Origin of the sequence: Streptomyces sp. rh34 (genome assembly GCF_002551245.1) — a bacterium.
GTDB lineage: Bacteria > Actinomycetota > Actinomycetes > Streptomycetales > Streptomycetaceae > Streptomyces.
Window position 1 is genome coordinate 1 of record NZ_NTGZ01000102.1, and the last position, 24917, is coordinate 24917.

At 72.0% G+C, this 24917-nt stretch carries 25 protein-coding genes and 1 tRNA gene; 11 read left to right on the forward strand and 15 right to left on the reverse strand.

Annotation, left to right across the window (positions count from 1 at the left end):
* Nucleotides 1–8 precede the first annotated feature (8 nt).
* The 5 genes from CR470_RS39630 to pdhA form a co-directional block, all read right to left on the reverse strand.
* Nucleotides 9–491, reverse strand: a complete 483-nt coding sequence (locus tag CR470_RS39630; protein WP_179892317.1) for a hypothetical protein — start codon at nucleotides 489–491, stop codon at nucleotides 9–11.
* Entirely contained in the window at nucleotides 488–1435 is a 948-nt protein-coding gene (locus CR470_RS19660; RefSeq protein ID WP_097868886.1) for a DUF6457 domain-containing protein, read from the reverse strand. The genes CR470_RS39630 and CR470_RS19660 overlap by 4 nt, the downstream gene beginning before the upstream one ends.
* A gap of 97 nt (nucleotides 1436–1532) precedes the next feature.
* Nucleotides 1533–3062, reverse strand: a complete 1530-nt coding sequence (locus CR470_RS19665) for a dihydrolipoamide acetyltransferase family protein (protein ID WP_097868904.1) — start codon at nucleotides 3060–3062, stop codon at nucleotides 1533–1535.
* The gene (locus CR470_RS19670; protein WP_097868887.1) at nucleotides 3062–4093 is read right to left on the reverse strand and encodes an alpha-ketoacid dehydrogenase subunit beta; all 1032 of its coding nucleotides are present in this window, start codon (nucleotides 4091–4093) and stop codon (nucleotides 3062–3064) included. Before CR470_RS19670 ends, CR470_RS19665 begins: the two co-directional genes overlap by 1 nt.
* Nucleotides 4090–5250, reverse strand: a complete 1161-nt coding sequence (pdhA, locus tag CR470_RS19675; protein ID WP_097868888.1) for a pyruvate dehydrogenase (acetyl-transferring) E1 component subunit alpha — start codon at nucleotides 5248–5250, stop codon at nucleotides 4090–4092. Before pdhA ends, CR470_RS19670 begins: the two co-directional genes overlap by 4 nt.
* A 239-nt stretch (nucleotides 5251–5489) precedes the next feature.
* On the opposite strand from pdhA, the gene CR470_RS19680 reads away from it, so the two are divergent.
* Nucleotides 5490–6077 carry an Lrp/AsnC family transcriptional regulator gene (locus CR470_RS19680; RefSeq protein ID WP_097868889.1) on the forward strand — a complete coding sequence of 196 codons (588 nt, stop codon included), beginning with the start codon at nucleotides 5490–5492 and terminating at the stop codon, nucleotides 6075–6077.
* A gap of 15 nt (nucleotides 6078–6092) precedes the next feature.
* On the opposite strand, the gene CR470_RS19685 is transcribed toward CR470_RS19680, so the two are convergent.
* On the reverse strand, nucleotides 6093–6689 hold the full coding sequence (locus CR470_RS19685) for a TetR/AcrR family transcriptional regulator (RefSeq protein WP_097868890.1): 597 nt from the start codon (nucleotides 6687–6689) through the stop codon (nucleotides 6093–6095).
* A 156-nt stretch (nucleotides 6690–6845) separates the two neighbouring features.
* On the opposite strand from CR470_RS19685, the gene paaN reads away from it, so the two are divergent.
* The gene (paaN, locus tag CR470_RS19690) at nucleotides 6846–8546 is read left to right on the forward strand and encodes a phenylacetic acid degradation protein PaaN (protein WP_097868891.1); all 1701 of its coding nucleotides are present in this window, start codon (nucleotides 6846–6848) and stop codon (nucleotides 8544–8546) included.
* A 7-nt stretch (nucleotides 8547–8553) separates the two neighbouring features.
* On the opposite strand, the gene CR470_RS19695 is transcribed toward paaN, so the two are convergent.
* Genes CR470_RS19695 through CR470_RS19705 form a run of 3 tightly spaced genes read right to left on the reverse strand, consistent with a single transcriptional unit; the run spans nucleotide 8554 to nucleotide 11491 of the window.
* The gene (locus CR470_RS19695) at nucleotides 8554–9315 is read right to left on the reverse strand and encodes a TrmH family RNA methyltransferase (RefSeq protein WP_097868892.1); all 762 of its coding nucleotides are present in this window, start codon (nucleotides 9313–9315) and stop codon (nucleotides 8554–8556) included.
* Nucleotides 9312–10673 carry an HTTM domain-containing protein gene (locus CR470_RS19700; RefSeq protein WP_097868893.1) on the reverse strand — a complete coding sequence of 454 codons (1362 nt, stop codon included), beginning with the start codon at nucleotides 10671–10673 and terminating at the stop codon, nucleotides 9312–9314. Before CR470_RS19700 ends, CR470_RS19695 begins: the two co-directional genes overlap by 4 nt.
* Nucleotides 10670–11491: a DUF5819 family protein gene (locus CR470_RS19705; RefSeq protein ID WP_097868905.1), complete on the reverse strand. Its 822-nt coding sequence runs from the start codon at nucleotides 11489–11491 to the stop codon at nucleotides 10670–10672. Before CR470_RS19705 ends, CR470_RS19700 begins: the two co-directional genes overlap by 4 nt.
* Nucleotides 11492–11606: 115 nt before the next feature.
* On the opposite strand from CR470_RS19705, the gene paaA reads away from it, so the two are divergent.
* The 6 genes from paaA to CR470_RS19735 all read left to right on the forward strand — a co-directional run bounded on the left by paaA (nucleotide 11607) and on the right by CR470_RS19735 (nucleotide 16486).
* Entirely contained in the window at nucleotides 11607–12674 is a 1068-nt protein-coding gene (gene paaA / locus CR470_RS19710; RefSeq protein WP_097868894.1) for a 1,2-phenylacetyl-CoA epoxidase subunit PaaA, read from the forward strand.
* Nucleotides 12671–12961, forward strand: a complete 291-nt coding sequence (paaB, locus tag CR470_RS19715; protein WP_007447213.1) for a 1,2-phenylacetyl-CoA epoxidase subunit PaaB — start codon at nucleotides 12671–12673, stop codon at nucleotides 12959–12961. Before paaA ends, paaB begins: the two co-directional genes overlap by 4 nt.
* Nucleotides 12958–13674 carry a 1,2-phenylacetyl-CoA epoxidase subunit PaaC gene (gene paaC, locus CR470_RS19720; protein ID WP_097868895.1) on the forward strand — a complete coding sequence of 239 codons (717 nt, stop codon included), beginning with the start codon at nucleotides 12958–12960 and terminating at the stop codon, nucleotides 13672–13674. Before paaB ends, paaC begins: the two co-directional genes overlap by 4 nt.
* Complete coding sequence (gene paaD, locus CR470_RS19725; protein ID WP_097868896.1) at nucleotides 13668–14165, forward strand: 1,2-phenylacetyl-CoA epoxidase subunit PaaD; 498 nt, start codon at nucleotides 13668–13670, stop codon at nucleotides 14163–14165. Before paaC ends, paaD begins: the two co-directional genes overlap by 7 nt.
* Nucleotides 14166–15224, forward strand: coding sequence for a 2Fe-2S iron-sulfur cluster-binding protein (locus CR470_RS19730; protein WP_097868897.1), 1059 nt, complete (start codon nucleotides 14166–14168; stop codon nucleotides 15222–15224). It abuts the gene before it with no gap.
* A gap of 95 nt (nucleotides 15225–15319) precedes the next feature.
* A complete protein-coding gene (locus CR470_RS19735; protein WP_097868898.1) occupies nucleotides 15320–16486 on the forward strand; it encodes an acyl-CoA dehydrogenase family protein in 1167 nt (388 codons plus the stop codon).
* A gap of 113 nt (nucleotides 16487–16599) precedes the next feature.
* Here CR470_RS19735 and CR470_RS19740 read toward each other — a convergent pair whose 3' ends face one another.
* The 6 genes from CR470_RS19740 to CR470_RS19765 form a co-directional block, all read right to left on the reverse strand.
* Nucleotides 16600–16944 carry a rhodanese-like domain-containing protein gene (locus CR470_RS19740; RefSeq protein ID WP_097868899.1) on the reverse strand — a complete coding sequence of 115 codons (345 nt, stop codon included), beginning with the start codon at nucleotides 16942–16944 and terminating at the stop codon, nucleotides 16600–16602.
* 85 nt (nucleotides 16945–17029) lie between these two features.
* Complete coding sequence (locus CR470_RS19745) at nucleotides 17030–17998, reverse strand: J domain-containing protein (protein ID WP_097868900.1); 969 nt, start codon at nucleotides 17996–17998, stop codon at nucleotides 17030–17032.
* A 125-nt stretch (nucleotides 17999–18123) separates the two neighbouring features.
* On the reverse strand, nucleotides 18124–19584 hold the full coding sequence (locus CR470_RS19750; RefSeq protein WP_257138832.1) for a DUF2252 domain-containing protein: 1461 nt from the start codon (nucleotides 19582–19584) through the stop codon (nucleotides 18124–18126).
* Between the two features lie 215 nt (nucleotides 19585–19799).
* Complete coding sequence (locus CR470_RS19755) at nucleotides 19800–20162, reverse strand: winged helix-turn-helix transcriptional regulator (protein WP_097868901.1); 363 nt, start codon at nucleotides 20160–20162, stop codon at nucleotides 19800–19802.
* A 162-nt stretch (nucleotides 20163–20324) separates the two neighbouring features.
* Nucleotides 20325–21155 (reverse strand): ScbR family autoregulator-binding transcription factor, encoded by an 831-nt coding sequence (locus tag CR470_RS19760; RefSeq protein WP_097868902.1) that lies wholly within the window; start codon nucleotides 21153–21155, stop codon nucleotides 20325–20327.
* Between the two features lie 868 nt (nucleotides 21156–22023).
* Nucleotides 22024–22106: transfer RNA gene (locus CR470_RS19765), tRNA-Leu, on the reverse strand.
* 315 nt (nucleotides 22107–22421) lie between these two features.
* On the opposite strand from CR470_RS19765, the gene CR470_RS19770 reads away from it, so the two are divergent.
* The 3 genes from CR470_RS19770 to CR470_RS19780 form a co-directional block, all read left to right on the forward strand.
* The gene (locus CR470_RS19770) at nucleotides 22422–23402 is read left to right on the forward strand and encodes an FhaA domain-containing protein (RefSeq protein ID WP_097868903.1); all 981 of its coding nucleotides are present in this window, start codon (nucleotides 22422–22424) and stop codon (nucleotides 23400–23402) included.
* Nucleotides 23403–23412: 10 nt separating this feature from the next.
* On the forward strand, nucleotides 23413–23931 hold the full coding sequence (locus tag CR470_RS19775; protein ID WP_003967913.1) for an FHA domain-containing protein FhaB/FipA: 519 nt from the start codon (nucleotides 23413–23415) through the stop codon (nucleotides 23929–23931).
* A gap of 84 nt (nucleotides 23932–24015) precedes the next feature.
* Nucleotides 24016–24917: PP2C family protein-serine/threonine phosphatase (locus CR470_RS19780; protein WP_143663843.1), on the forward strand; the 902-nt coding region annotated here is incomplete at its 3' end.

The following is a 24917-nucleotide window of genomic DNA, read 5'->3' on the forward strand; positions in this document are numbered from 1 at the left end:
TCGCGCCATCAGAGATGTGTATAAGAGACAGGCCCGGCCCGCGCCGCGACCGCCCGCGCCCGGTCCCAGGAGAGGGGCGGGGCCGGGGGCAGGGGCGGCGGCGGGGCGGAGGACCGGACAGGGCTTCCGGGCCGGTCCTCCGAGGCGGTGGTGGTTTCCGGCGGAGCCTCCGTGGAATCCCCCGAGTTGCTGTCGGGGCCGCTGCTCAGGCCCCCGCCGGGGGCGTCCCCTCTGAGGCTCGGTCGCCGGTTCGACCCGCCGACCAGGGCGAGCGCCTGCTCGACGGCCCGCTCCTCCTCGTCGTGTGCGAGGTCGCTCCCGCGTCCGGCCGAGGCGGGGTCGCCCGCGGGGATGCCGGAGCCGACCGGGTCGGGCACGGAGCTGAAGGCGTCGGTGGAGTCGGACACGGGGCCCGTGGGGCCTGTGGGGCCTGTGGGGTCATGTACGGGCCCGGTGGGGTCGGTGGGGCCGCTCCAGTCGGGGCCGGTCATGGTGTCCCGGTCCCCTCGCGGCCCCCGTCGGGCTTCGCCCCGCCCGCCTCATCGCCCCTCGCGCCCGCCTCCGCGTCCGCTTCAACCGCCGCCGCTTCCGCTTCCGCTTCCCAGCGCAGAGCAAGAGCGGTGGCCTTGCGAGCGGCCTCCGCGACCGCCGCCGCGGCCTCGTCGGGCCCCGCGCCGGCGCTCGCCCTGGCCGCCGCGTACCCGACCAGGAAGGTCGTGAGCGGTGCGGCGGGGCGGGCGACTCCGTGCGCGGCGTCACGAGCGAGGTCGAGCAGGGCACCGGTGTCGACGTCGAGTTCGATTCCCAGTTCGTTCTTGACCGAGGTGATCCATTCGTCCAGCACGGCCCCATGCTCCCTGATCCGGGCTCTGGCGGCGGCGATGTCGTCCCAAGTGTCGCAGTCGAACGCGGCGTCGGGGCCCGCGTCGACCCGGGCGAGATCCAGCTCCGCCGTCAGAAGCCGGAGCGGCAGACCGGCGAGGCTCCCGTACTCGGTAGCGACCAGGGCCAGCTCCCGGCGGAGCGGCTCGGCGCGGTAGGCGGCCACCAGCGGCTGGTCGCGCCCGTCGGGGTCGGTGCACAGGGCCCCTTCCCGGCCGGGCTGCCCGGCGGCGCCGAGCAGCGCGTCGACCGTCCCGGGGCCGAGGAACGGAAGGTCTGCGGAGAGGACGAGAACGCGCTCCGCCGTCGCCAGCCGCATCCCCGCCCCCAGCGCCGCCAACGGGCCACCCCCCTGGGGCACTTCCCGGGTCCAGAGGACCGGTCGCACGGTGGCGCGACGACCGCCCACCACGACGGTGCGTGCCGCGCCGTCGCACGCCGCGAGCACCCGGTCGAGCAGCGCCCGGCCGCCCACCCGGACTCCTGGCTTGTCGGCGCCGCCGAGCCGCTTCGCGGCCCCGCCGGCAAGGACGATCACGTCATAGGCGGTCATACGTCGAGTATGGGCGGGGGCCCGGAGCGACGCCCCCGCCGGGGTGGCCGAAAGACCCGGCCCCGGAGGGGCGCGTCCGGCCACCCCGGCCGATCGGCTACAGGGTGCGCAGCAGAACCGCCGGCTGCTCCACGCAGTCCGCCACGTACCGGAGGAAGCCACCCGCCGTTCCGCCGTCGCACACCCGGTGGTCGAAGGTGAGGGACAGCTGGACGACCTGACGTACGGCCAGTTCGCCCTGGTACACCCACGGCTTGGGCATGATCCGGCCGACGCCGAGCATCGCCGCTTCCGGGTGGTTGATGATCGGCGTCGAACCGTCGACCCCGAACACCCCGTAGTTGTTCAGCGTGAACGTGCCCCCGGTCAGCTGGGCCGGGCTCAGCTTCCCGGTCCGCGCCAGCTCGGTCAGCCGGGCGATCTCGGCCCCGATCGACTCGGCGTTACGGGTGTGCGCGTCCCGGACGACCGGAACGACGAGGCCCCGCTCGGTCTGGGCCGCGAACCCAAGGTGCACGCCGGGCAGTCGGACGATCTCCCGGGCCTCCGTGTCCACGGTGGAGTTGAGCTCGGGGAACCGGGCCAGCGCCGCCGTGCAGATCCTCGCCAGCAGGGCCAGGACCGACACCTTCGGCCCGGCGGACGGGCCCGTGGCGGCGTTCATCGCGGCCCTGACCGCCATCAGCTCGGTGGCGTCGGCGTCGACCCAGCAGGTGGCGTCCGGGATCTCGGTCCGGCTGCGCGTCAGCTTGTCGGCGACCGCTCCGCGCACCCCGCGCAGCGGAATCCGCTCGGCGGCCGGAGCAGCCGGGGAAACGGGAGCCTCGGCCGCGAAAACCGGGGGAGCCCCGGTCGGGGCCGCAGGCGCCCGGGCCGTACGCGACTTCGCCGCCGCGGCCTCCTCCGCCCGCCGGATCGCGCCGTCGACGTCGGCGCGCAGGATCAGCCCGTCGGGACCCGAACCCGCGAGCCGCCGCAGATCGATGTCGTGCTGCCGGGCCAGCCGGCGTACCAGCGGAGAGACCACCGGCACCGGCCCCTCGGACACCGGGTCTCCGGACACCGGAGCCCGGGAAACGTCCGTCACCGGGGCTTCCGTCACCGGAGCTTCGGCCATCAAAGCCCCGGACAGCGTCCGGTCGAGCCGGTCCCGGTCGAGCCGGTCCGGCCGGATGCGCCGACGGCGTGCGGCCGGTGCGCCCGTCCCGTACCCCACGAGCACGTTCCCCGAGCCGCCCGAGGACTCCGTGGCGGAGGAACCTGAGGACGACGACGAGGAGGACGACGACGAAGACGACGAGGACGAACCGGAGGAGGCGGAGCCGTTCCGCGCGCCCGTCGGGACCGGCGGGACGGGGCCCGGGGGCTCCGGCCTCTCCGGCGCTCCGACGGCGACCGTCAGCAGCGGGGCGCCCACGGGAAGTTCCGTGCCCTCCTCGCCGAACCGCGCGGTCACCACACCCCCGTAGGGGCAGGGCACCTCCACCATGGCCTTGGCCGTCTCGACCTCGACGACGGGCTGGTCGATGGCGACGACGTCGCCGACCTCCACCAGCCAGCGGACGATCTCCGCCTCGGTCAGTCCCTCACCGAGGTCCGGCAGCTTGAATTCGAGCACCTGGGCCATCAGCTGTCCGCCTCCCACTGCAACCGGGCCACCGCGTCGAGCACCCGGTCCACTCCCGGCAGATGGTGCCGCTCCAGCATGGGCGGCGGGTAGGGGATGTCGAACCCGGCCACCCGCAGCACCGGAGCCTCCAGATGGTGGAAGCACCGCTCCGTGATCCGGGCCGCGATCTCACCGCCGGGCCCGCCGAATCCGGGGGATTCATGGACGACGACCGCGCGCCCGGTGCGCCGCACCGACGCGGCCACCGTCTCGTCGTCGAACGGCACCAGCGAGCGCAGGTCCACCACTTCGAGGTCCCAGCCCTCGGCGACCGCCGCCTCGGCCGCCTCCATGCAGACCGGCAGGGAGGGCCCGTACGTGATCAGCGTGGCGCCGCGCCCGGAACGGCGCACCACGGCCCTGCCGATCGGCTCGACCGCGGCGGGGGCCTCGGGCGACCAGTCGGCCTTGGACCAGTAGAGCCGCTTGGGCTCCAGGAAGATCACCGGGTCGTCCGAGGCGATCGACTCCCGCAGCAGCCCGTACGCGTCATCCACCGTGGCCGGTGTGACGACGTGCAGGCCGGGGGTGGCCATGTAGTACGCCTCGGAGGAGTCGCTGTGGTGCTCGACCCCGCCGATCCCGCCGCCGTACGGCACCCGCACGGTGATGGGCAGCGGCATGGCCCCGCCGGTGCGGTTGCGCATCTTGGCGACATGACTCATCAGCTGCTCGAACGCCGGGTAGGCGAACGCGTCGAACTGCATCTCCACCACGGGCCGCAGCCCGTACATCGCCATGCCGACGGCCGCGCCGAGGATGCCCGCCTCTGCCAGCGGGGTGTCGGTGCAGCGGTCGTCACCGAACTCCTTCGCCAGCCCGTCGGTGATCCGGAAGACCCCTCCGAGCGTGCCCACGTCCTCACCGAGCACATGAACGGTGGGGTCCTCGGCCATCGAGTCGCGGAGCGCGCGGCCGAGGGCCTGCGCCATCGTGGCCGGTTTCGCCTTCGTCCGACGCCCGTCGGCCGTCACCGCCGCGGTCGTCATCGTCCCGCCTCCGCGCCGTGCTCGTCGTGGTCCTGCTCGGCGTCCAGCTCGGCGCGCAGACCGGCGGCCTGCTCCCGGAGCTGGCTGGTCTGCTCCGCGTAGACATGGGTGAACAGGTCCATCGGGGTCAGCTCCGGATCCGCGTTCATCCGGTCGCGCAGGGCGGCGGCCATGCGTTCCGCGGCCTCCTTCACCTGTGCGATGCCCTCGTCGTCCAGCAGCCCGCGCCCCGTCAGCTCATGCTCCAGCAGCCGCACCGGGTCGTGCGCCTTCCAGGCCTCGACCTCGCTGTCGACCCGGTAGCGGGTGGCGTCGTCGGCGTTCGTGTGGGCCTCCATGCGGTAGGTGACCGCCTCGACCAGGGTCGGGCCCTCCCCGCGCCGGGCCCGTGCCACGGCCTCACCGAGGACCTGGTGCACCGCGGCGGCGTCGTTGCCGTCGACCAGGCGGCCCGGCATCCCGTATCCGACGGCCTTGTGGGCGAGGGAGGGGGCGGCGGTCTGCTTGGCCAGCGGCACCGAGATGGCGAAGCCGTTGTTCTGGACGAAGAAGACGACCGGGGCCTTCCAGACGGCCGCGAAATTGAGCGCCTCGTGGAAGTCGCCCTCGCTGGTGCCGCCGTCGCCGACCATGGCGAGCGCCACCACGTCGTCTCCCTTGAGCCGGGCGGCGTGCGCCAGCCCCACGGCGTGCGGGAGCTGGGTGGCCAGGGGGGTGCACAGCGGGGCGATGCGGTGCTCGCGCGGGTCGTAGCCGGTGTGCCGGTCGCCCCGCAGCAGGGTCAGCGCCTCGACCGGGTCCAGGCCGCGCACGACAGCGGCCAGCGTGTCGCGGTAGCTGGGGAAGAGCCAGTCGCGCTCCTCCAGGACCAGGGCGGCGGCGATCTCGCACGCCTCCTGGCCGGTGCTCGACGGGTAGACCGCCAGGCGGCCCTGCTTCGTCAGCGCGGTGGCCTGGGCGTTGTAGCGGCGCCCGCGGACCAGCTCGGCGTGGAGCCGGAGCAACAGCTCGGGGTCGACGTCGGCGACCGCGTCCGTACCGAGCACCCGGTAGGGCTCCGGGTCCGGGAGCAGCGGGGCGGGGTCGGTGATCGGCTTCCAGGCCGGGGGCGGCGTGGGCCGGTAGGCGGCCGCGCCGGGCAGCTCTTGGACCGTCATGAGAAGCACCTCCTGGCATCGAGGGAGATCGAGGGGTGGTCGATCGGGGTGTCGGCAGGGAGCGGGACGACGAGGGGTGGGGGAGGCACGGATGTGGTGTGCCTCACCTACCGATTGTTCGGTCGCGGGGGCATTTTGGCTACAGGCGACGCCAGCCTGTGGACAAACGGTTCTCCACAGCCTGGGATAGAGGCAGGTCGTCCATGACAGGGAGGCGCGGGCAGATGACAGCTGAACAAATGGCCGACAGGGGCGAGGAGCCGCGCCAGGCCGCGCCCGCCCTCACGCCGCAGGCCGCATCCCCGGTCGTACCGTCGGCCGCCCCCGCGGGCCCGGCGGCGGAGCCCCCGGTTCCGCCCGCGCGGCCGCTGGACGCCATCGACCGTGACATCCTGCGCATCCTCCAGACGGACGGCCGCGCCTCGATACGGTCCGTGGCCGAACGGGTCCATGTCTCGCGCGCCAACGCCTACGCCCGCATCAACCGGCTCGTCGAGGACGGCGTGATCCGCGGCTTCGGCGCCCGGGTCGACCACGAGCGGGCGGGCCAGGGGGCGTCCGCGTACATCACGCTCAAGATCGTGCAGAACTCCTGGCGCACGGTGCGCGAGCAGCTTCAGGCGCTGCCCGGGGCCACGCACATCGCCCTGGTCAGCGGCGACTTCGACGTACTGCTCCTGGTGCACACGCCGGACAACAGGGCGCTGCGCGAGCTGGTCCTCACCCGGATCCAGTCCATCCCCGAGGTGCTCTCGACACGCACCCTGTTGGTGTTCGAGGAGACGGACCTCGGACCGCGCCCGGACCGGCCGGCGGAACTCGCCTGACCGCGGCGGGCGGGCTCAGCGGCCGTTCGCACGCATCCCTTCGAAGGCCAGCTGGACGACCGTGTCCGCGAGCTGCTCCTCCCCCGGGAAACCGCCCGGCTGTGGCCGGTACCACTCGACCAGCGAGTTCACCATGCCGAACAGCAACCGGGTCGCCAGCCGTATGTCCACGTCCGCCCGGAGGTCGCCCTCGGCGACCGCGGCCTGGAGCAGCTCCGACACCCGCTGGTCGAACTCGCGGCGCCGCTCCAGCGCCCAGCGCTCCGTCTTCGTGTTCCCGCGCACGCGCAGCAGCAGGGTGACGTAGGGGACCTCGGCCATCAGCAGGTCGACGGTCCGGCGCGTGACGTACTCGACCCGTTCGACCGCTCGCCCGCGCTGCGCCCCCGGCTCGTCGAGGATGGCGAAGAGCCCGTCGAGCGCCCGGCTCACGGCCCGGCGCAGCAGCTCCTCCTTGCCCGCCACATGGTGGTAGATGGAGGATTTCGAGATGCCCGCCGCCCGCGAGAGGTGCTCCATGGAGGTGCCGTCGTAGCCGCGCTCGTTGAAGACACGGACGGCGACGGTGAGCAGGGTCTCCGGTGTGTACGTGTCCCGCTTGGCCGTGGTCATGTCCGCGATCCTCTCCCATGGGGGATCAGCCCCGCACAGGCGGGGACCATCGAAGTCGTCCACAGGTTCCCCGGGGCCCCTTGTCCCGACCGATCGTTCGGTTACTCTAACTCCGTCCGTACGTCCCCGCCCGGCTCGATGAGGAGTTGGTCCGCCATGGCCGCCGCGCTCACCCCCCAGCAGCTGTCCGAGACCCACCGGCCCACGCTCGACCAGGCCCTCGACGTGATCAGTACCCGCGCGTACTGGTCGCCGCACCCCGAGCACCCGAAGGCCTACGGGGAGGGCGGCGCCCCGGGCAGCCTCGGCGCGGCCGAGGGCAAGGCCGCTTTCGACGCCCTCCTGAACACCCGTCTCGACCTGGGACAGCCCGGCACCGACGGCTGGACCGGCGGCGAGGTCTCGCCGTACGGGCCGCAGCTCGGCGTCGAGTATCCGCACGCCGATCCGGACGTCCTGCTTCCGGCGATGAAGGCCGGCACGGGCGCCTGGCGGGCGGCGGGGCCGGAGATCCGGGCTCTGGTCTGTCTGGAGATCCTGTCGCGGATCAGCGCCCGCACCCACGAGCTGGCCCACGCCGTGATGCACACGAGCGGCCAGGCCTTCATGATGGCGTTCCAGGCTGGCGGCCCGCACGCCCAGGACCGTGGCCTGGAGGCCGTCGCGTACGCCTACCGGGAGCAGGTCCGCACCCCGGACACCGCCGACTGGTCCAAGCCGCAGGGCAAGCGCGACCCGCTGAAGCTCCACAAGTCGTTCATCACGTCCGGCCGCGGCATCGCGCTGCTCATCGGCTGCAACACGTTCCCCACGTGGAACGGCTATCCCGGCCTCTTCGCCTCCCTCTCCACCGGCAACCCAGTGCTGGTCAAGCCGCACCCGCGCGCCGTGCTTCCCCTGGCCCTCACGGTGTCCATCGCCCGCGAGGTGCTGAGCGAGGCGGGCTTCGACCCGAATCTGGTCGCGCTGGCCGCCGAGCGGCCCGGCGAGGGCATCGCCAAGACCCTCGCGGTCCGCCCCGAGATCCGGATCATCGACTACACCGGCTCCACCGCCTTCGGCGACTGGCTGGAGGAGAACGCCCGCCAGGCCCAGGTCTACACGGAGAAGGCCGGCGTCAACACGATCGTCCTCGACTCCACCGACGACTACCGGGGCATGCTCGCCAACCTGGCGTTCTCGCTCTCGCTGTACAGCGGCCAGATGTGCACCACCCCGCAGAACCTGCTGATCCCCCGGGACGGCATCGCCACCGACGACGGCGCCAAGTCCTACGACGACGTGGTCGCCGACATCGCGGCCGCCGTCACCGGACTGCTCGGGGACGACGCCCGCGCGTCCGCCCTGCTCGGCGCGCTGGTCAATCCGGACGTCAGGGCCCGGGTGGAGGCGGCCGGGGAGCTCGGCGAGGTGGCCCTGCCCTCGCGGACGGTCGCGAACGCCGAATTCCCCGACGCGGTCGTGCGTACGCCGGTCGTCGTGAAGCTCGACGGCACCAAGACCGACGACGGCGCGGCCTACCTCTCGGAGTGCTTCGGGCCGGTGTCCTTCGCCGTCGCCGTCGAGTCGACGCCCGCCGCCCTGGAGCTGCTCCGCCGCACGATCCGCGACAAGGGGGCGATGACGGTCGGCGCCTACACCACGTCCCCCGAGGTGGAGCGCGCCATCGAGGACGTCTGCCTGGACGAGTCGGCCCAGCTCTCGCTCAACCTGACCGGTGGGGTCTACGTCAACCAGACCGCGGCCTTCTCCGACTTCCACGGCTCCGGCGGCAACCCCGCCGCGAACGCGGCGCTCTGCGACGGAGCCTTCGTCGCCAACCGCTTCCGCGTGGTGGAGGTACGCCGCCAGGCCTAGGCCGTCGTCAGGGGCGAGGGTCAGGGATGTCGGCGTGGCGCTGCACCCACGCGTGCATCGCGATGGCCGCGGCGGCCCCGGCGTTGATGGACCGGGTCGAGCCGAACTGCGCGATCGAGCACACCATGGTGGCGTGCTCACGCGCTTCCTCGGTCAGGCCCGGCCCCTCCTGCCCGAAGAGCAGGACACAGCGGCGCGGCAGCTCGGTGCGCTCCAGCGGTACGGCGCCGGGGAGGTTGTCGATCCCGATGATCGGCAGCCCCTCGGCCGCCGCCCACGCGGTCAGCTCCGCCGTGTCGGGGTGGTGGCGCACATGCTGGTAGCGGTCGGTGACCATGGCGCCGCGCCGGTTCCAGCGCCGCCGGCCCACGATGTGGATCTCCTTGGCCAGGAAGGCGTTGGCGGTCCGCACCACCGAGCCGATGTTGAAGTCGTGGCCCCAGTTCTCCACGGCCACGTGGAAGTCGTGCCGCCGCAGGTCGAGATCGGCGACGATCGCCTCCCGCGTCCAGTAGCGGTACGCGTCACCGACGTTGCGCCGGTCGCCCTGGGCCAGCAGCTCGGGGTCGTAGCGCTCGTCCTCGGGCCAGGGCAGCGGGTGCGGCCCGACACCGATCGTCTGGCCGTAGCCGTCGTCGTACTGGAGGGGCTCCGCCGGGTGGGGCTCCGCCGGGACGGGCCCCTCCGGGACGGCCGTCGGCCGGGCGGGGTCCGAGGGCCGGTCCGCCGCTGCCGGGGTCTGATGGGTTCTGCCGGTCTCACTGCTCACCCGACGAGCGTATGGCCCCCGCCGCCGCCCTGGAGCCGGGGCTCCTCCGTACCACCCCGGCCCTCCTTCGCCGGACCGGCCTCCGATGGGTCCGCAGAGCCGGGCGCTCCGGGCTTCCCCGGCGTACGTGACCGGCCCGCCAGCCCGGAGAGCAGCCGCCGCCTGCCGACCGTGGCACGGGCTCCCAGCCACATCAGGAAGGCCGTCGGCAGGAACACCGCGTCGGCCGCGATCATCGCCATGGAGAAGAACGGCAGCCCCAGCAGCAGGGCGATCCCCGCGTGCTCGCAGATCATCGCGACCAGCAGGACGTTCTTGACCCGCCGGTTGAACAGCGTGAACGGAAAGGCGACCTGCACGATGACCGTGCCGTACGTCAGCACCAGCACCATCAGTCCGCTGGCGCCCAGGATGTCCGACAGGGCGGGCCACGGGGTGAAGTAGTCGAGGTTGAGCGGGTAGTAGAGCGCGGTGCCGTCCTGCCAGCGCGATCCCTGGATCTTGTACCAGCCTGCGGTCGCGTAGATCAGGCAGACCTCGGCCATGATCACGGCGAGCGTGGCGTTGTGCGCGAGGTTGGCCAGCACATCGAGCAGGGTGCGCGGCTCACCGTGCGGCAGATAGCGGTTCACGGCCCACCAGGCGGCGGCGGAGAGCCAGATCGTCCACAGCAGAGCGGGGAGCCACCAGGTGCCGCCGAGCCCGCCCATCAGCGTGGCCGCCACGAGGACGGGGCCGAGAACTACCCAGAGCACCGGGCCCACGATGTCCCTCAGGGGCGGCAGGCCCGCCGCGGCACGCTGCGCGTCGCGCGCCGCGCGACGGGCGTCCAGCGACCAGACCTGGGCACAGCGCGTCAGCACCAGGTAGATCGCCATGAGGTGGACGACGTTGTCGCCGCCGTCGCCCATGAAGATGCTGCGGTTCTGCACCGAGAGCACGCCGACCATGAAGAGGACGGACATGGTCCGGGTCCGCCACCCGAGGAGCAGCGCCGCCGCGGACAGCAACGTGAGGGCGTACACGGCCTCGAACCAGACCGTGCTGTCGGTCCACATCAGGACGGAGAAGGCCTCGTTGCCCTCCGTGAGCCGACGGGCCAGATCCCAGTGCCACGGGCTGTCCGGGCCGTACAGCTCATGGCGGTTCGGCAGCTCGCGCAGCAGGAAGAAGAAGTAGGTGGCGGCGAAGCCGATCCGGACGACGGCGCTCTGGTACGGGCCGAGGGCCGAGGCGGTGACGCGCTGGAGGGCGCGGGCCGGGCCGCCGAGTGGGCCGCCGGATCGGGGTGGGGCCGGGCAGGGGCCCGCCGGCTGCGGGGCCGCGTTCCGAGGGGCCGGGGGCGAGGGGATGGTCACTGGTTCTCCTCCACGCCGTACGCCTCGTCCCGGTCCTGGTCCGCGTCACGCTCGGGAAGGTCGTCCGGGGTCACGGTCCACCAGGGGAGAACGCGGTAGACAGGCCGGGTGCTGATCTTCTCGTCGCTCCACGGCGGCGGGGCGATGGAGCTGGTGGCGGAGCGGAGCTGGATGCGTGCGATCGTGCCGCCGTAGTCGCGCTCGCTCAGCCGCAGCATCGCGATCCGCCGCACGTAGCTCTCGGAGAGATCCCCGCGCAGACCGTTGGGGCGGTTCTCGCTGTCATGGGAATTGACGTAGAAGTCCCAGCCCCGGCGGAGCTCGTTCTGATCCACATGGCTGGGGAAGAGGCTGCCGCGTATCCCTTTGCTGTCCTCGTACGTCAGGTTCATCCACCTGGTCGTGCGGCGGCCGTCGGCCCCCACCACATCGGCCCGCACGTGGACGGCGATGTTCTGCTGGAGCGGGTTGGGCGCGAAGAGCTTCCAGTTCTGCTCGAACTCCGGGTAGATCCAGCGGTCGATCGTCTTCCCGTGCTGTTGGGTCAGCGTGTTGGACGGGGCGACGTGCAGGAACACCATGGCCACCTGCGTGCAGGCGAGCAACCCGATCAGGGACAGTGCCAGGGCCGCGACCACCTGGTAGGGAAAGGAGAGCCCGGCTATGCCCCGGCCGGTGGCCGAGTGCTCCCCCAACGGCGGCGAGGGCGTCGGCGGTATCGCTCCGGGGGTGTCCCGCGCATCCGCCGGCCGGTTCAACGCCTGCGGCCAGACGTCCTTCCCCCCGTCCGCAGAGCTCCTGCCGTGGTCCGAATCCATCCCGCCCCGCTCACCGTCGATCACCACTCAGTTATCCACAGGGTTGACACCCTACGGGCCTCCGACTCACCATTGAAGTCAAGGAACCGAACGATCGGTCGGTAGGGAGCCCGGGATGGCGGCAGTGACTGCGGACCAGACGACGCAGAAGACGCTCGGCACAGAGGACGCGGTGGACGCGGACCGCATCGCGGCCTTCGACGCGGTCGTGGCGGCGGACGAGCGGATCGAGCCCCGCGACTGGATGCCCGACGCCTACCGGGCGACGCTGGTCCGCCAGATGGCCCAGCACGCCCACTCGGAGATCATCGGCATGCAGCCCGAGGCCAACTGGATCACCCGGGCGCCCTCGCTGCGGCGCAAGGCGATCCTCATGGCCAAGGTGCAGGACGAGGCAGGCCACGGCCTGTATCTCTACAGCGCCGCCGAGACCCTGGGCACCAGCCGCGAGGAGCTGCTCGACAAGCTCCACGCGGGCCGCCAGCGCTATTCGTCGATCTTCAACTACCCCACGCTGACCTGGGCCGACGTCGGTGCGATCGGCTGGCTGGTGGACGGGGCGGCGATCACCAACCAGGTGCCGCTCTGCCGCTGCTCCTACGGCCCCTACGCCCGTGCGATGGTCCGCATCTGCAAGGAGGAGTCCTTCCACCAGCGCCAGGGGTACGAGTTGCTGCTCGCCCTCAGCCGCGGCACCGAGGCCCAGCACGCCATGGCCCAGGACGCGGTGAACCGCTGGTGGTGGCCCTCCTTGATGATGTTCGGTCCGCCCGACGACGCCTCGTCGCACTCCGAGCAGTCCATGGCCTGGAAGATCAAGCGGCACTCCAACGACGAGCTGCGCCGGCGCTTCGTGGACATCTGCGTGCCCCAGGCCGAAGCGCTGGGCCTTGAGCTCCCCGACCCCGACATCCGGTGGAACGAGGAGCTCGGCCGGCACGACTTCGGCGCGATCGACTGGGCCGAGTTCCAGGCGGTCCTCAAGGGCAACGGCCCCTGCAACGAACAGCGGATCACCCAGCGGCGCAGGGCCCACGAGGAGGGCGCCTGGGTCCGGGACGCGGCAGCGGCGTACGCCGCCAAGCACGCCCCGGCGCAGGAAACGGCCGCCCAGGCAGCGCCCCAGGCACAGGCATCGGCACAGCACAGCGCGCCCGCGCACCACATGGAGGAGACGGCATGAGCAGCTCGACCGACTGGCCTCTGTGGGAGGTGTTCGTGCGCTCGCGGCGCGGACTGTCCCACACCCATGCGGGCAGCCTGCACGCGCCGGACGCCGAGATGGCCCTGCGCAACGCCCGCGACCTCTACACGCGCCGCTCGGAAGGCGTCTCGATCTGGGTGGTCCCGTCCACCGGGATCACCGCCTCCTCCCCCGACGAGAAGGACTCCTTCTTCGAGCCGGCCGGCGACAAGCCCTACCGCCACCCGACCTTCTACGAGATCCCGGACGGGGTGAAGCACCTGTGAGCGCCGCACTCGCCCTCGGCGACGACGCGCTGGTGCTCTCGCACCGGCTGGGGGAGTGGGCCGGACACGCCCCCGTCCTGGAGGAGGAGGTGGCCCTGGCCAACATCGCCCTCGACCTGCTGGGACAGGCCCGGGTGCTGCTCTCGCTCGTCGGCGACGAGGACGAGTTGGCCTACCTCCGCGAGGAGCGGGACTTCCGCAACCTCCAACTGGTCGAGCAGCCGAACGGGGACTTCGCGCACACCATCGCCCGGCAGCTCTACTTCTCGGTCTACCAGCACCTGCTGTACGAGCGGCTGGCGGCCGGGGACAGCGAGTTCACCGGTCTCGCGGCCAAGGCCGTCAAGGAGGTGGCCTACCACCGCGACCACGCCGAGCAGTGGGTCCTGAGACTCGGCGACGGCACCGAGGAGAGCCACGACCGGATGCGGAGCGGGCTGGACGCGCTGTGGCGGTTCACCGGGGAGATGTTCCAGCCGGTCGAAGGGCTGGACTCCCCGGAGTCCGGAGTCGACTGGGGTGTGCTGCGGAGCAGTTGGCTCGCCGCCGTCACCGATGTCGTCGAGCGGGCCGGGCTGACCCTCCCGGCGGGCCCGCAGTCCGGGGGCTGGGCGGCCGGAGCGGGCCGGCAGGGCCTGCACACCGAGCCGTTCGGCCGCATGATCGCCGAGATGCAGCACCTGCACCGCAGCCATCCGGGGGCGTCATGGTGACCGACACCCGGCTGGAGGCGGAGCTGCGCGACCTCGCCGGCTCCGTGCCCGACCCCGAACTGCCGGTGCTGACCCTGGCCGAGCTCGGCGTCCTGCGGGACGTACGGATGGACGGGCCGGGCCGGGTGACCGTGCGGCTCACCCCGACCTACACCGGCTGCCCGGCGATCGAGGCGATGTCCGCCGACATCGAGCGGGTGCTGCACGACCACGGCGTCCCGGACGTCTCCGTGGTCACGGTCCTGGCGCCGCCCTGGTCGACGGATGACATCAGCGCCGAGGGGCGCCGCAAGCTCGCCGAGTTCGGCATCGCCCCGCCGCGCGCCCAGGGCCCCGACGGCGGCCCCGTGCCGTTGACGCTCTCGGTGCGCTGCCCGCACTGCGGTTCCACGGACACGGAGCTGCTCAGCCGGTTCTCCTCCACGGCGTGCAAGGCCCTGCGCCGCTGCGTCGCCTGCCGTGAACCGTTCGACCACTTCAAGGAGTTGTAGATGTTCCATCCGCTCCGGGTCAGCGCGATCGAACGGATCACGGACGACGCGGTAGCCGTGACGCTCGCCGTGCCGGCCGAGCTGCGCGAGACCTTCCGCCACACCCCCGGCCAGCACCTGAACGTGCGCTACACCGTGGACGGCCAGGAGATCCGCCGTTCGTACTCGATCTGCGCACCGGCCACCGAGCAGCCCGGCGAACCGGTCCTGCGGGTGGGCATCCGCAGGGTCGACGGCGGGGCGTTCTCCACGTACGCCCTGAAGGAACTGGCCGTCGGGGACCGGGTGGAGGCCATGCCTCCGATGGGCCGCTTCGTCCTGAAGCCCCGTCCCGGTCTCTTCGCGGCGGTGGTCGGCGGCAGCGGCATCACCCCGGTGCTGTCCATGGCGGCCACCCTGCTCGACCGGGAGCCGGAGGCCCGGTTCTGCCTGATCCGCAGCGACCGCACGGCGGCCTCGACGATGTTCCTCGACGAGGTGGCCGACCTCAAGGACCGGTATCCGGACCGCTTCCAGCTGGTCACCGCTCTCTCCCGGGAGGAGCAGTCGGCCGGCCTCCCCTCCGGGCGGCTCGACGCAGAACGGCTCACCGGCCTGCTGCCCGCCGTGCTTCCGGTGGCAGAGGTGGACGGCTGGTTCCTGTGCGGGCCGCTCGGCCTCGTACGGGGCACGGAGAAGGCCTTGAAGACCCTCGGCGTCGACCGCTCCCGGGTCCACCAGGAGATCTTCCACGTCGACGAGGGCCCCACCGACGTGACGGTGGCCAAGGTCGCCGCCCCGTCCGACGCCGCGCTGACGGCCACCCTCCACGGCCGCTCGGGCAGCTGGCCCGTGCAGGACGGCGAGTCCCTGCTGGAGACGGTGCTGCGAAGCCGCTCGGACGCTCCGTACGCCTGCAAGGGAGGGGTGTGCGGGACCTGTCGGGCGTTCCTCGTCTCGGGGGAGGTCCGGATGGACCGCAACTTCGCCCTGGAACCGGAGGAGACCGGGGCGGGCTTCGTGCTGGCCTGCCAGTCGCATCCGCTCACCCCGGAGGTGGAGCTGGACTTCGACCGCTGAGGCGCGCCTACGTCTCCGCGCTGTTCCCTTCCTTGAGAACCTGTTCTATCTTGACGGCCCGTCAGATCGTCAACGGTTAGCGGGAGGCCGGGACAGTGGACTTCACCTTCACCGAGGAACAGCAGGCGGCCGTCGAAGCGGCCAGGGCGGTCTTCTCGGATGTCGCACCCGACCGCGCGCCCAGTCCCGCCCTGACCCCGGGCGCTGTCGCGGAGGACATCGACCGGCCGCTGTGGAGCGAGCTGGCACGCACGGACCTGCTCGGACTCACGCTGTCGCCGGAACACGGGGGCGCGGGCCTCGACCCGATCGCGCTCTGCCTGGTCCTGCGGGAGTCGGCGAAGGCGCTGGCCAGGGTCCCGCTGCTGGAGAGCTGTGCGGTCGCGATGGCGGTCCAGCGGTACGGCGGGAGCACCCTCGCGGCGGAGCTGCTGCCCCGGGCCGGCCGGGGCGAACTGATCCTGACCGTCGGCGCCAACGGACGCAGCGGTCACGATCCCGCCGAACTAGCCGTCACCGCACGGCCGGACGGGGAGAGCGGCGAGAGCCGGGCGTCGGCTGGTGGCTCCGGCTGGGTGCTCGACGGGATGCAGTCGGCGGTCCCCTGGGCCCAGGTGGCCGACTGGATCGCCGTCCCCGCGCACACCGCCGGGGGCCGAGCGGTCCTGGCCCTCGTGCCCCGTACCCGCGACGGCGTCACCCTGGCGGACCAGGTCTCCACCAGCGGCGAACGTCTGGCCGAGGTCCGGCTCGACGGGGTGCGGGTGACGGCCCACGAGCTGATCGACGCCCCGGGCTGCGGGGAGTGGCTGCGGTCCCTGCTCACCACGGGGACCTGCGCGCTCGCGCTCGGGCTGGGCGAGCGGGTGCTCGCGATGACCGCCGAATACACCGGCAAGCGCGAACAGTTCGGATTCCCGGTAGCCACGTTCCAGGCGGTGGCCGTCCAGGCCGCCGACCGGTACATCGATCTGCGGGCGATGGAGGCGACGCTCTGGCAGGCCGCCTGGCGGATGTCGGCCGAGGCCGGGGGGCCGCTGCCCACGGCGGGCGATGTCGCCGTGGCGAAGATCTGGGCATCCGACGGCGTCCGACGCGTCGTGCAGACCGCACAGCACCTGCACGGCGGCTTCGGCGCGGACACCGACTACCCGCTGCACCGCTTCCACGCCTGGGCGAAGCAGATCGAACTCTCCCTCGGCCCGGCCGCGGCCCATGAGGAGGCCCTGGGAGACCTGCTGGCCGCCCACCCGCTCGGCTGACCGACAGCACCGACAGCACCAGACCCGGCCCGCCCGGCGGGGCCGGGGATCAGGATCGGGGCCGGGGATCGGGGGTCGCGGTTCGGGGGAGGAGACCCGCCGAGCGCGGAGGCTCAGAGGACGAAGGCGGGTGTCCCGTTGTCCGTGACCATCGGGCGTCCGGCGCCGTCCCAGGCCTGCATGCCGCCGTCGATGTTCACCGCGTCGATGCCCTGCTGGACCAGGTACTGGGTGACCTGGGCCGACCGGCCGCCGACCCGGCACATCACGTGCACGCGCCGACCGTCCCCGGCGGACTCGGTCAGCTCGCCGAACCGGCCCACGAAGTCGCTCATCGGGATGTGCAGCGCGCCCTCGACGTGACCGGCCGCCCACTCGTCGTTCTCACGGACGTCCAGGACGAAGCCGTCCGACGGCACCGCCGCGGCGTCCACCGAGGGCAGCGGGGCGAAATTCATGGGTCATGCCTTCTCTCGTGCGATCTTGGGCCTCATACAGGGGAAACATGGGTCTCGTACCTACGCGGCAGAGTCACCCGGAACGCTACTGCACCATCTCCGCCAGCTCGGCCTCGCGCCGGGACACCTCGCCCAGCAGTTGCTCCGCGATGTCCTCCAGCAGCTGATCCGGGTCGTCCGGGGCCATCCGCAGCATCGAGCCGATCGCGCCGTCCTCCAGCTCCTTGGCGAGCACCGTCAGCAGCTCCTTGCGGCGGCTGAGCCACTCCAGCCGGGCGTAGAGCTCCTCGCTCTCGCTCAGCGGGGTCAGGGGCTGCACCGGACCGGCCGCCCACTCCGCCGCGAGTTCCTTGAGGAGGTCGACGTCGCCGCGCCCGTAGGCGGCGTTCACCCGGGCGATGAACTCGTCCCGGCGCTGCCGTTCCGGCTCGTCCTGGGCGAGGTCCGGGTGCGACCTGCGGGCCAGCTCGCGGTAGAGCTTGCGGGCCTCCTCGCTCGGCCTGACCCGCTTCGGCGGCCGGACCGGCTGTTCGGTGAGCATGGCCGCGGCCTCGGGGGACAGCCCGTCGGTGTCCATCCAGTCGTGGAACAGCTCGTCGACCCCGGGCATCGGCATGACGACCGCCCGCGCCTCCCGCGCCTTGCGCTCGTCCTCCGGATCCCCGGTCCGGGCGGCCCGCGCCTCCGCGATCAGCGCGTCCAGCTCGTCGAGGCGGGTGTACATCGGGCCGAGCTTCTGGTGGTGCAGCCGGGAGAAGTTCTCGACCTCGACCCGGAAGGTCTCCACCGCGATCTCGAACTCGATCAGCGCCTGCTCAGCGACCTGCACCGCTCTGGCCAGCCGTGCCTCGGGGCGCGGCGCGGCGTCTGCGGGGCCGGTGGGCTCCCCGGCAGCGGCGTCCGCGGCACCGGAAGCGTCCGGCGTCACCGGAGCGTCCTGCGCCCCCGGGGCATCCCCCGCTTCGTGGGCGGGCCGGGGCGCGTCCGGCCGGTCGTTGTCCTGCCGGTCTTCATCGTTCCGGGTGGTCGGCACCCCGGCGGCTTCGTGGGTCACCCGTCCAGCGTATGGCCACGGCCCGGTGGCGCGGCACACACGGTGGGCCCCGGCCCGGGGCCCACCCCCCTCACGAACAGGGCCCCAGCACCGCTCGGGCCCGGCCCCACCGCCTCACGGGCCCGTCATATACCGAACTCGGCGGCCAGCCTGCCCGCCTTGACCGCCCGCACCAGCTCGGCGTGATCCGCTTCCGTACGGTCGGCGTACGTCACCGCGAACGCGGCCACGGCCGTGTCGAGCTCGTCGTTCTTGCCGCAGTAGCCCGCCAGCAGGCGGGGGTCGGCACTGTGCGCGTGTGCCCGCGCGAGCAGCGCGCCGGTCATCCGCCCGTAGTCGTCCACCTGGTCGGCGGCGAGCGCGGCGGGGTCCACACTGCCCTTGCGGTTCCGGAACTGCCGGACCTGGAACTGCCTGCCGTCGACGTCCGTCCAGCCGAGCAGGATGTCGCTGACGACCTGCATCCGCTTCTGCCCGAGCACCACCCGGCGGCCCTCGTGCGCCACCTCCGGCACGTCGAAACCGACCGCGGGCAGATAGGGCGCGAGCACGGAAGGGCGCGCCTCCTTCACCTGGAGGACCAGCGGCTCACCCCGGTGATCGAGCAGCAGCACCACGTACGACCGGGTCCCCACACTGCCGGTGCCGACCACCCGGAACGCCACGTCGTGGATCGTGTACCGGGCCAGCAGCGGCAGCCGGTCCTCGGAGACGGTGGAGAGATAGCCGCCCAGTCCGGCGGCCACGACCGCGGCCTCGGCGTCCGGCACCCGGCGCAGCACGGGCCGGGCGTCGACGAAGCGGCGGCCGCCGTCGGGGCACTCTTCGGTGGAGCGGGCGGCGAAACGGGCGCTGGTGTTGTTACGGGCCTTCTCCGAGACCCGCTCCAGAGTGCCGACCAGGTCACGCGCGTCCGCGTGCGAGACGAGCTCCTCGTCCGCGATCGCGTTCCAGGCGTCGAGGGCGGGAAGCCGGGCCAGCAGCCGCATCGTGCGCCGGTAGGCGCCGACGGCGTCGTGCGCACCCCGGCGGCAGGTGTCCTCGTCGGCGCCGGCGGCCCGGCCGGCGAGCACCAGCGAGGTGGCGAGCCGCTTGAGGTCCCACTCCCACGGCCCGAAGACGGTCTCGTCGAAGTCGTTCAGATCGATGACCAGGCTGCCCCGGGCATCGCCGTAGAGGCCGAAGTTGGCCGCGTGCGCGTCGCCGCAGAGCTGGGCGCCCACCCCGGTGACCGGGCTGCCCGTCAGGTCGTGGGCCATCAGTCCGGCCGCACCCCGCAGGAAGGCGAACGGCGTCGCCGCCATCCGGCCCACCCGTATCGGCGTCAGGCCCGGCACACGGCCCCGGTTCGACTCCTCGACCGCCCGCACGGCGTCCGGCCGCCCCGGCGGCAGGACCAGAGAGGCGTGTGCGGACCGCGGCACCCGGTCGCGGAGCGCCTTGCCCGCCGCCTTCGGTGAGCTCGCGGCACCACGCCGGGCGAACCCGGGCACGACCGGAATACGCGGATCCCGGCCCGCAGTTGCCCCGGTTCCCGTCGCCCCCGCGATCCGCCGCTCCGGCATCGTCGCCTCTGTTCCGCTCATGGAGCGTCGCCTCCCCCACCCTCGTACCACTTCCGGCTGCCCGGCTGTCGAACCGGTCAGCGGCCCTGTCCACCAGCGACCGAGCACGACGGTACCGCCGAAGTCCAGCGACCGCCGGGCCCTGTGGACGGACGCCGGGGCGAGCCCGGTGGACGGCAGTGGTGCACCCGGAACCGGGCCGCGGCAGTGGTGCGCCCGGCACCGGCCGGACGAGGTCAGCGGCCGCCCCGGGAGCCGGCCGCGTCGTCCCGCGTCAGATAGGTGTCCGCCCACCGCCCCAGCTCCTTGAGCGCGGGCTCCATGGCGGCACCCGCCTCGGTGAGCCGGTACGCGACGCGCAGCGGCGGTCCCTCGTCGACCTCACGGATCACCAGGCCTGCCGCGCCCAGTTCGGTCAGCCGGTCCGAGAGCATGCGCTCGCTGATTCCGGGAATCGCCCGTCGCAGCTCGGCGAAGTGCACCGGTCGCTGGAGCAGCACCGAGACGATCTGGCCGGTCCAACGCTTGCCGAACAACGCGAAGACGCGACTGATCCCCCCGTCGACCCGCCGACAGGCCCGCTCGCCCTGATCCGCCATATCCCCAGCGTACTTCGCCACCGTGAGTGGCTTACTAAAAGTAAGCAGCCTTGGGGTAAACGCCGACATGACCGCGGAGCCTCCAGCGACTCCGCGGCCCGACCTCGTGTTGATCACGACCAATAGGACGTTTCACGTGAAACACAGAGCGCCCCGGGTCGATCAGGCGACGAACCCTCCGGCCGCAACCCCCGCGCCTGCGGGCTCCTCGTCGCCCTCGTCACCGGCGCCCCCGGCTCGCGGGCCACGGCCGGATCCGCCGCCTCTCAGGCCTGACCCGCCCGACCGGGGACCCGAGTCGGTCGCGGCATCGGAGCCCGCGCCCTTGGCTTCCGCGGCGATCCTGGCCTCCTGCTCTTCACGCTCCGCCCTCTCGCGCGCCTGGGCCGCCAGGTCGACCCGGCCCTCCGGCTTGATGTGGGCGATGACACCGGGGTGAGCGATCGACGGAAGGATGTGGCGCCACATCTCCGCCACCTGCTCGCGCAGATCGGCCCGACCGGAGTCGGCCTCCGAGACCAGCTGAATACCGGTGAACGACGCGACGATGATTTTGGCCGACACCATCGGGTCGATCTGCGGGAACACCTCGCCGCGTTCCTGGCCCAGCTCCAGCATCCGGGCCGTCGCGTCGATCCAGTCCCCCCACGGATGCGGTCCGCCGAGGAAGACGCCCTCGATGGAGAGCCTGGTACCGGCCCGGGCCATCGAGTTGTGGCGCAGAGCGAAAGCGAACTGCTGGCCACCGTCCACCAAGGACTGCAGCGGCGATCCATCCTGCTCGAACTCGACCGTGGAGGTCTGCTCGTCCATGATCGCCTGCGCGATGGCCTCCTTGGAGGCGAAGTGGAAGTACAAGGCCCCCTTGGTGACCTTGGCGCGGCGGAGAATCTCCGAGATGGCGGCACGCTCGTAGCCGTAGTCGTCGAAGACACTCGCCGCGGCATCCACGATCGACCGCCACGTCTGGACTGCGCGAGCCTGCTTCGCCATTTCCTGCCTCCGGGACGTTCTGTGCGCTCAGCCCTTCACCGCCGAGTCGCCGTCGATCCAACCTCTGCGGCCAGCGTATGCAAGTGCGCCGTTGCACCGGCCATCGGTCTGTCCGGAAACCGTGCCCGCACCCGGTGCGTCACCACCCGCGGGCACCCGCCGCCGCCTCCTCCTCACCCGCCTGTCCGTACCCCGCGCGTCCAACAAACACACGGGCCGACGAGAACGCGGAGGAGGAGGAACACCACGGATACCGGGCATCGAACCACGGAACAACGAAGAACCCCCGCTCCGGATCTCTTCGAAGCGGGGGTTCTGCCGAACCAAACCCGACAGTCGCGAGCGACTGAGAATATGTGAGGGATCCCAGCTGTCCGCATACGGCTGGGCTTCCTCAGGCTACACGGGAGCAACCCCGCCTCCCGGGTCATCCCGCCCGGGTCCCGTCGTCCGTGGCCCAGGGCGTACGGAGGGGGCGGACGTCCCGGCGTCCGCGTCGAGGACGTCCGCGGTGGCGGCGATCGCGGCGCGGGTGCGTCGTCCCGTGACGACAGCGGTGCGTGAGCCGCGAAGCCGCAGGACGACCGAAATGCGTCGCTGCCGCCGACGGCGACCGGCGAGAGCCCTTCGCGGCCCTGGGCACGCGGGTACGGATCAACCGGTACAGGTGGGGCCTATATATCGGTACAGGTGGGGCCTATATACAGCGGGCGCCCATAAGCACCCGCGCCACGCCGGCCGCCCTGGCCCGCCCCGTCGGGCACCGCACACCGCCTGGCCAGCGGGGAAAAGCGAAATGGTCGGCATCGTGATCACGATGCCGACCATTTCGTCGGTGCTACCAGGACACCTTCTTCGATGTCCGTCGTGCGCGAGGGGGGATTTGAACCCCCACGTCCCTAAGGACACTGGCACCTGAAGCCAGCGCGTCTGCCGTTCCGCCACTCGCGCATGAGTGGTGTTTTCAGACTCTCTCACCGTGTGGTGCGAGCGCCTGGCGACATCCGGAAGATTAGCACGCTGAACAGGGTGGAATCACATCCGTTGTTTCGCCGACTCCGGGAGGGGAAGCGGGAACCCCGAACCATCGCCCCCACTCCTCCAGAGTGCGTCCCGGGTGCGGGACACTGTGAGGAGGTCACCTCTACGATCCGTGTGAGGGGTGACACTCATCCACAGGCCAGACAAGGGGAACCAGCCGATTTCCCGACGCGTGGATACGATCAGTAAGCAGTACAGGGACGATGACAACGGAGGAGGTGCCCCGTGGGGGTCATGAAGCGTTTCGAGCAGCGCCTCGAGGGGCTGGTCAACGGCACCTTCGCCAAGGTCTTCAAGTCCGAGGTACAGCCCGTCGAGATCGCCGGCGCCCTCCAGCGGGAGTGCGACAACAACGCGACGATCTGGAACCGTGAGCGGACCGTCGTCCCCAACGACTTCATCGTCGAGCTCAGCACGCCCGACTACGAGCGGCTCAGCCCGTACTCCGGCCAGTTGGGCGACGAGCTCTCCGGCCTGGTGCGCGACTACGCCAAGCAACAGCGCTACACCTTCATGGGACCGATCAAGGTCCACCTGGAGAAGGCCGACGACCTCGACACCGGGCTCTACCGGGTCCGCAGCCGCACCCTGGCGTCGAGTTCGTCACAGCAGGACCCGTCGGCCCAGCCCCAGCAACCCGCGGCCCCCCGGGCTCCCGGCGGCTACGGCTACCCCCCGAGCGCCGCTCCGCCGATGCCCGCGGCCCCGCCGCCCGGCGCCGGACGGCCCTCGGCGCCCACGAACGACCGGCGCTGTCTCTTATACACATCTCTGATGGCGCGAGGGAGNCTTGCCAGCCCGCTCAGAGATGTGTATAAGAGACAGCCGCCGATGCCCGCGGCCCCGCCGCCCGGCGCCGGACGGCCCTCGGCGCCCACGAACGACCGGCGCCCGCAGCCCGCGCCCGGCCCCCTGCCGGACGCCCGGACACGGCGCTGGATCGAGATCAACGGCACCCGCCATCAGATCTCCCGCCCGACGTTGGTGATGGGACGATCCACCGACGCCGACGTGCGGATCGACGACCCCGGCGTATCGCGCCGGCACTGTGAGATCCGGACCGGAACGCCCTCGACGATCCAGGATCTCGGGTCTACCAACGGCATCGTGGTAGACGGGCAGCACACCACCCGCGCTACGCTCCGCGACGGCTCGCGGATCGTCGTGGGCAGCACCACCATCGTTTACCGGCAAGCCGAAGGGTGAAGCGGGGGCAATGTCAGAGCTGACCCTTACGGTCATGCGGCTAGGTTTCCTGGCTGTTCTGTGGCTGTTCGTCATCGTGGCCGTACAGGTCATCCGCAGCGACCTGTTCGGAACGCGCGTCACGCAGCGCGGCTCACGCCGCACTGCCGCCGACGCGCGCCCCCAACAGGGCCGCCAACAACAACAAGCGGCGCCGCCCCAGCAGCGCCAGCAGCCCGGCCGGCAGCGCCGCGGGGCACCCACGAAGCTGGTCGTGTCCGAAGGCACGCTCACGGGCACAACGGTCGCGCTCCAGGGCCAGACCATCACCCTGGGCCGGGCCCACGATTCAACAATCGTGCTGGACGACGACTACGCGTCCAGCAGGCATGCCAGGATCTACCCGGACCGTGACGGCCAGTGGATCGTCGAGGATCTCGGGTCCACCAACGGCACGTATCTGGAACGGACCCGGCTCACCACCCCGACACCAGTTCCGCTGGGCGCGCCGATCCGTATCGGCAAGACCGTCATCGAGCTGCGGAAGTAGTACGACAATGAGCGAGCGGAGCGAGCGAGCCGCGGCGGTCCCGACGGCGGACGCTGCCCGGTTCCCGACCGGAGGGTGGGCAGTGTGGCTCGAGACAGGCTGTACCCCGAGCCGACGGGCGAGGTGCGCATGAGTCTGTCGCTGCGCTTCGCCGCCGGGTCGCACAAGGGCATGATCCGGGAGGGCAATGAGGACTCCGGCTATGCCGGTCCCCGGCTCCTCGCCATCGCCGACGGCATGGGCGGTCAGGCGGCCGGTGAGGTCGCCAGCTCCGAGGTGATCTCCACGCTCGTCCCGCTCGACGACGACGTACCGGGGTCCGATCTTCTGACCTCGCTCGGCACCGCCGTGCAGCAGGCCAACGACCAGCTGCGGGTCATGGTCGAGGAGGACCCCCAGCTGGAGGGCATGGGCACCACGCTCACCGCCCTGCTCTGGACCGGCCGGCGCCTGGGCCTGGTGCACGTCGGCGACTCCCGCGCGTACCTGCTGCGCGACGGCGTCCTGACGCAGATCACCCAGGACCACACCTGGGTGCAGCGCCTCGTCGACGAGGGCCGGATCACCGAGGAGGAGGCCACCACCCACCCGCAGCGCTCCCTGCTGATGCGGGCGCTGGGCAGCGGCGACCATGTCGAACCGGACCTCTCCATCCGCGAAGTCCGGGCCGGCGACCGCTATCTGATCTGCTCGGACGGCCTCTCCGGCGTTGTCTCGCACCAGACGATGGAAGAGACCCTCGCCAGCTATCAGGGCCCGCAGGAGACCATCCAGGAGCTGATCCAGCTCGCCCTGCGGGGCGGCGGCCCGGACAACATCACCTGCATCGTGGCCGACGTCCTGGACGTCGACAGCAACGACAGCCTGGCCGGGCAGCTCAGCGACACCCCGGTCGTCGTCGGCGCGGTCGCGGAGAACCAGGCCCAGCTGGGCGATGGCGGGGCCATGCAGACGCCCGCCGGCCGCGCGGCCGGCCTCGGCCGCCC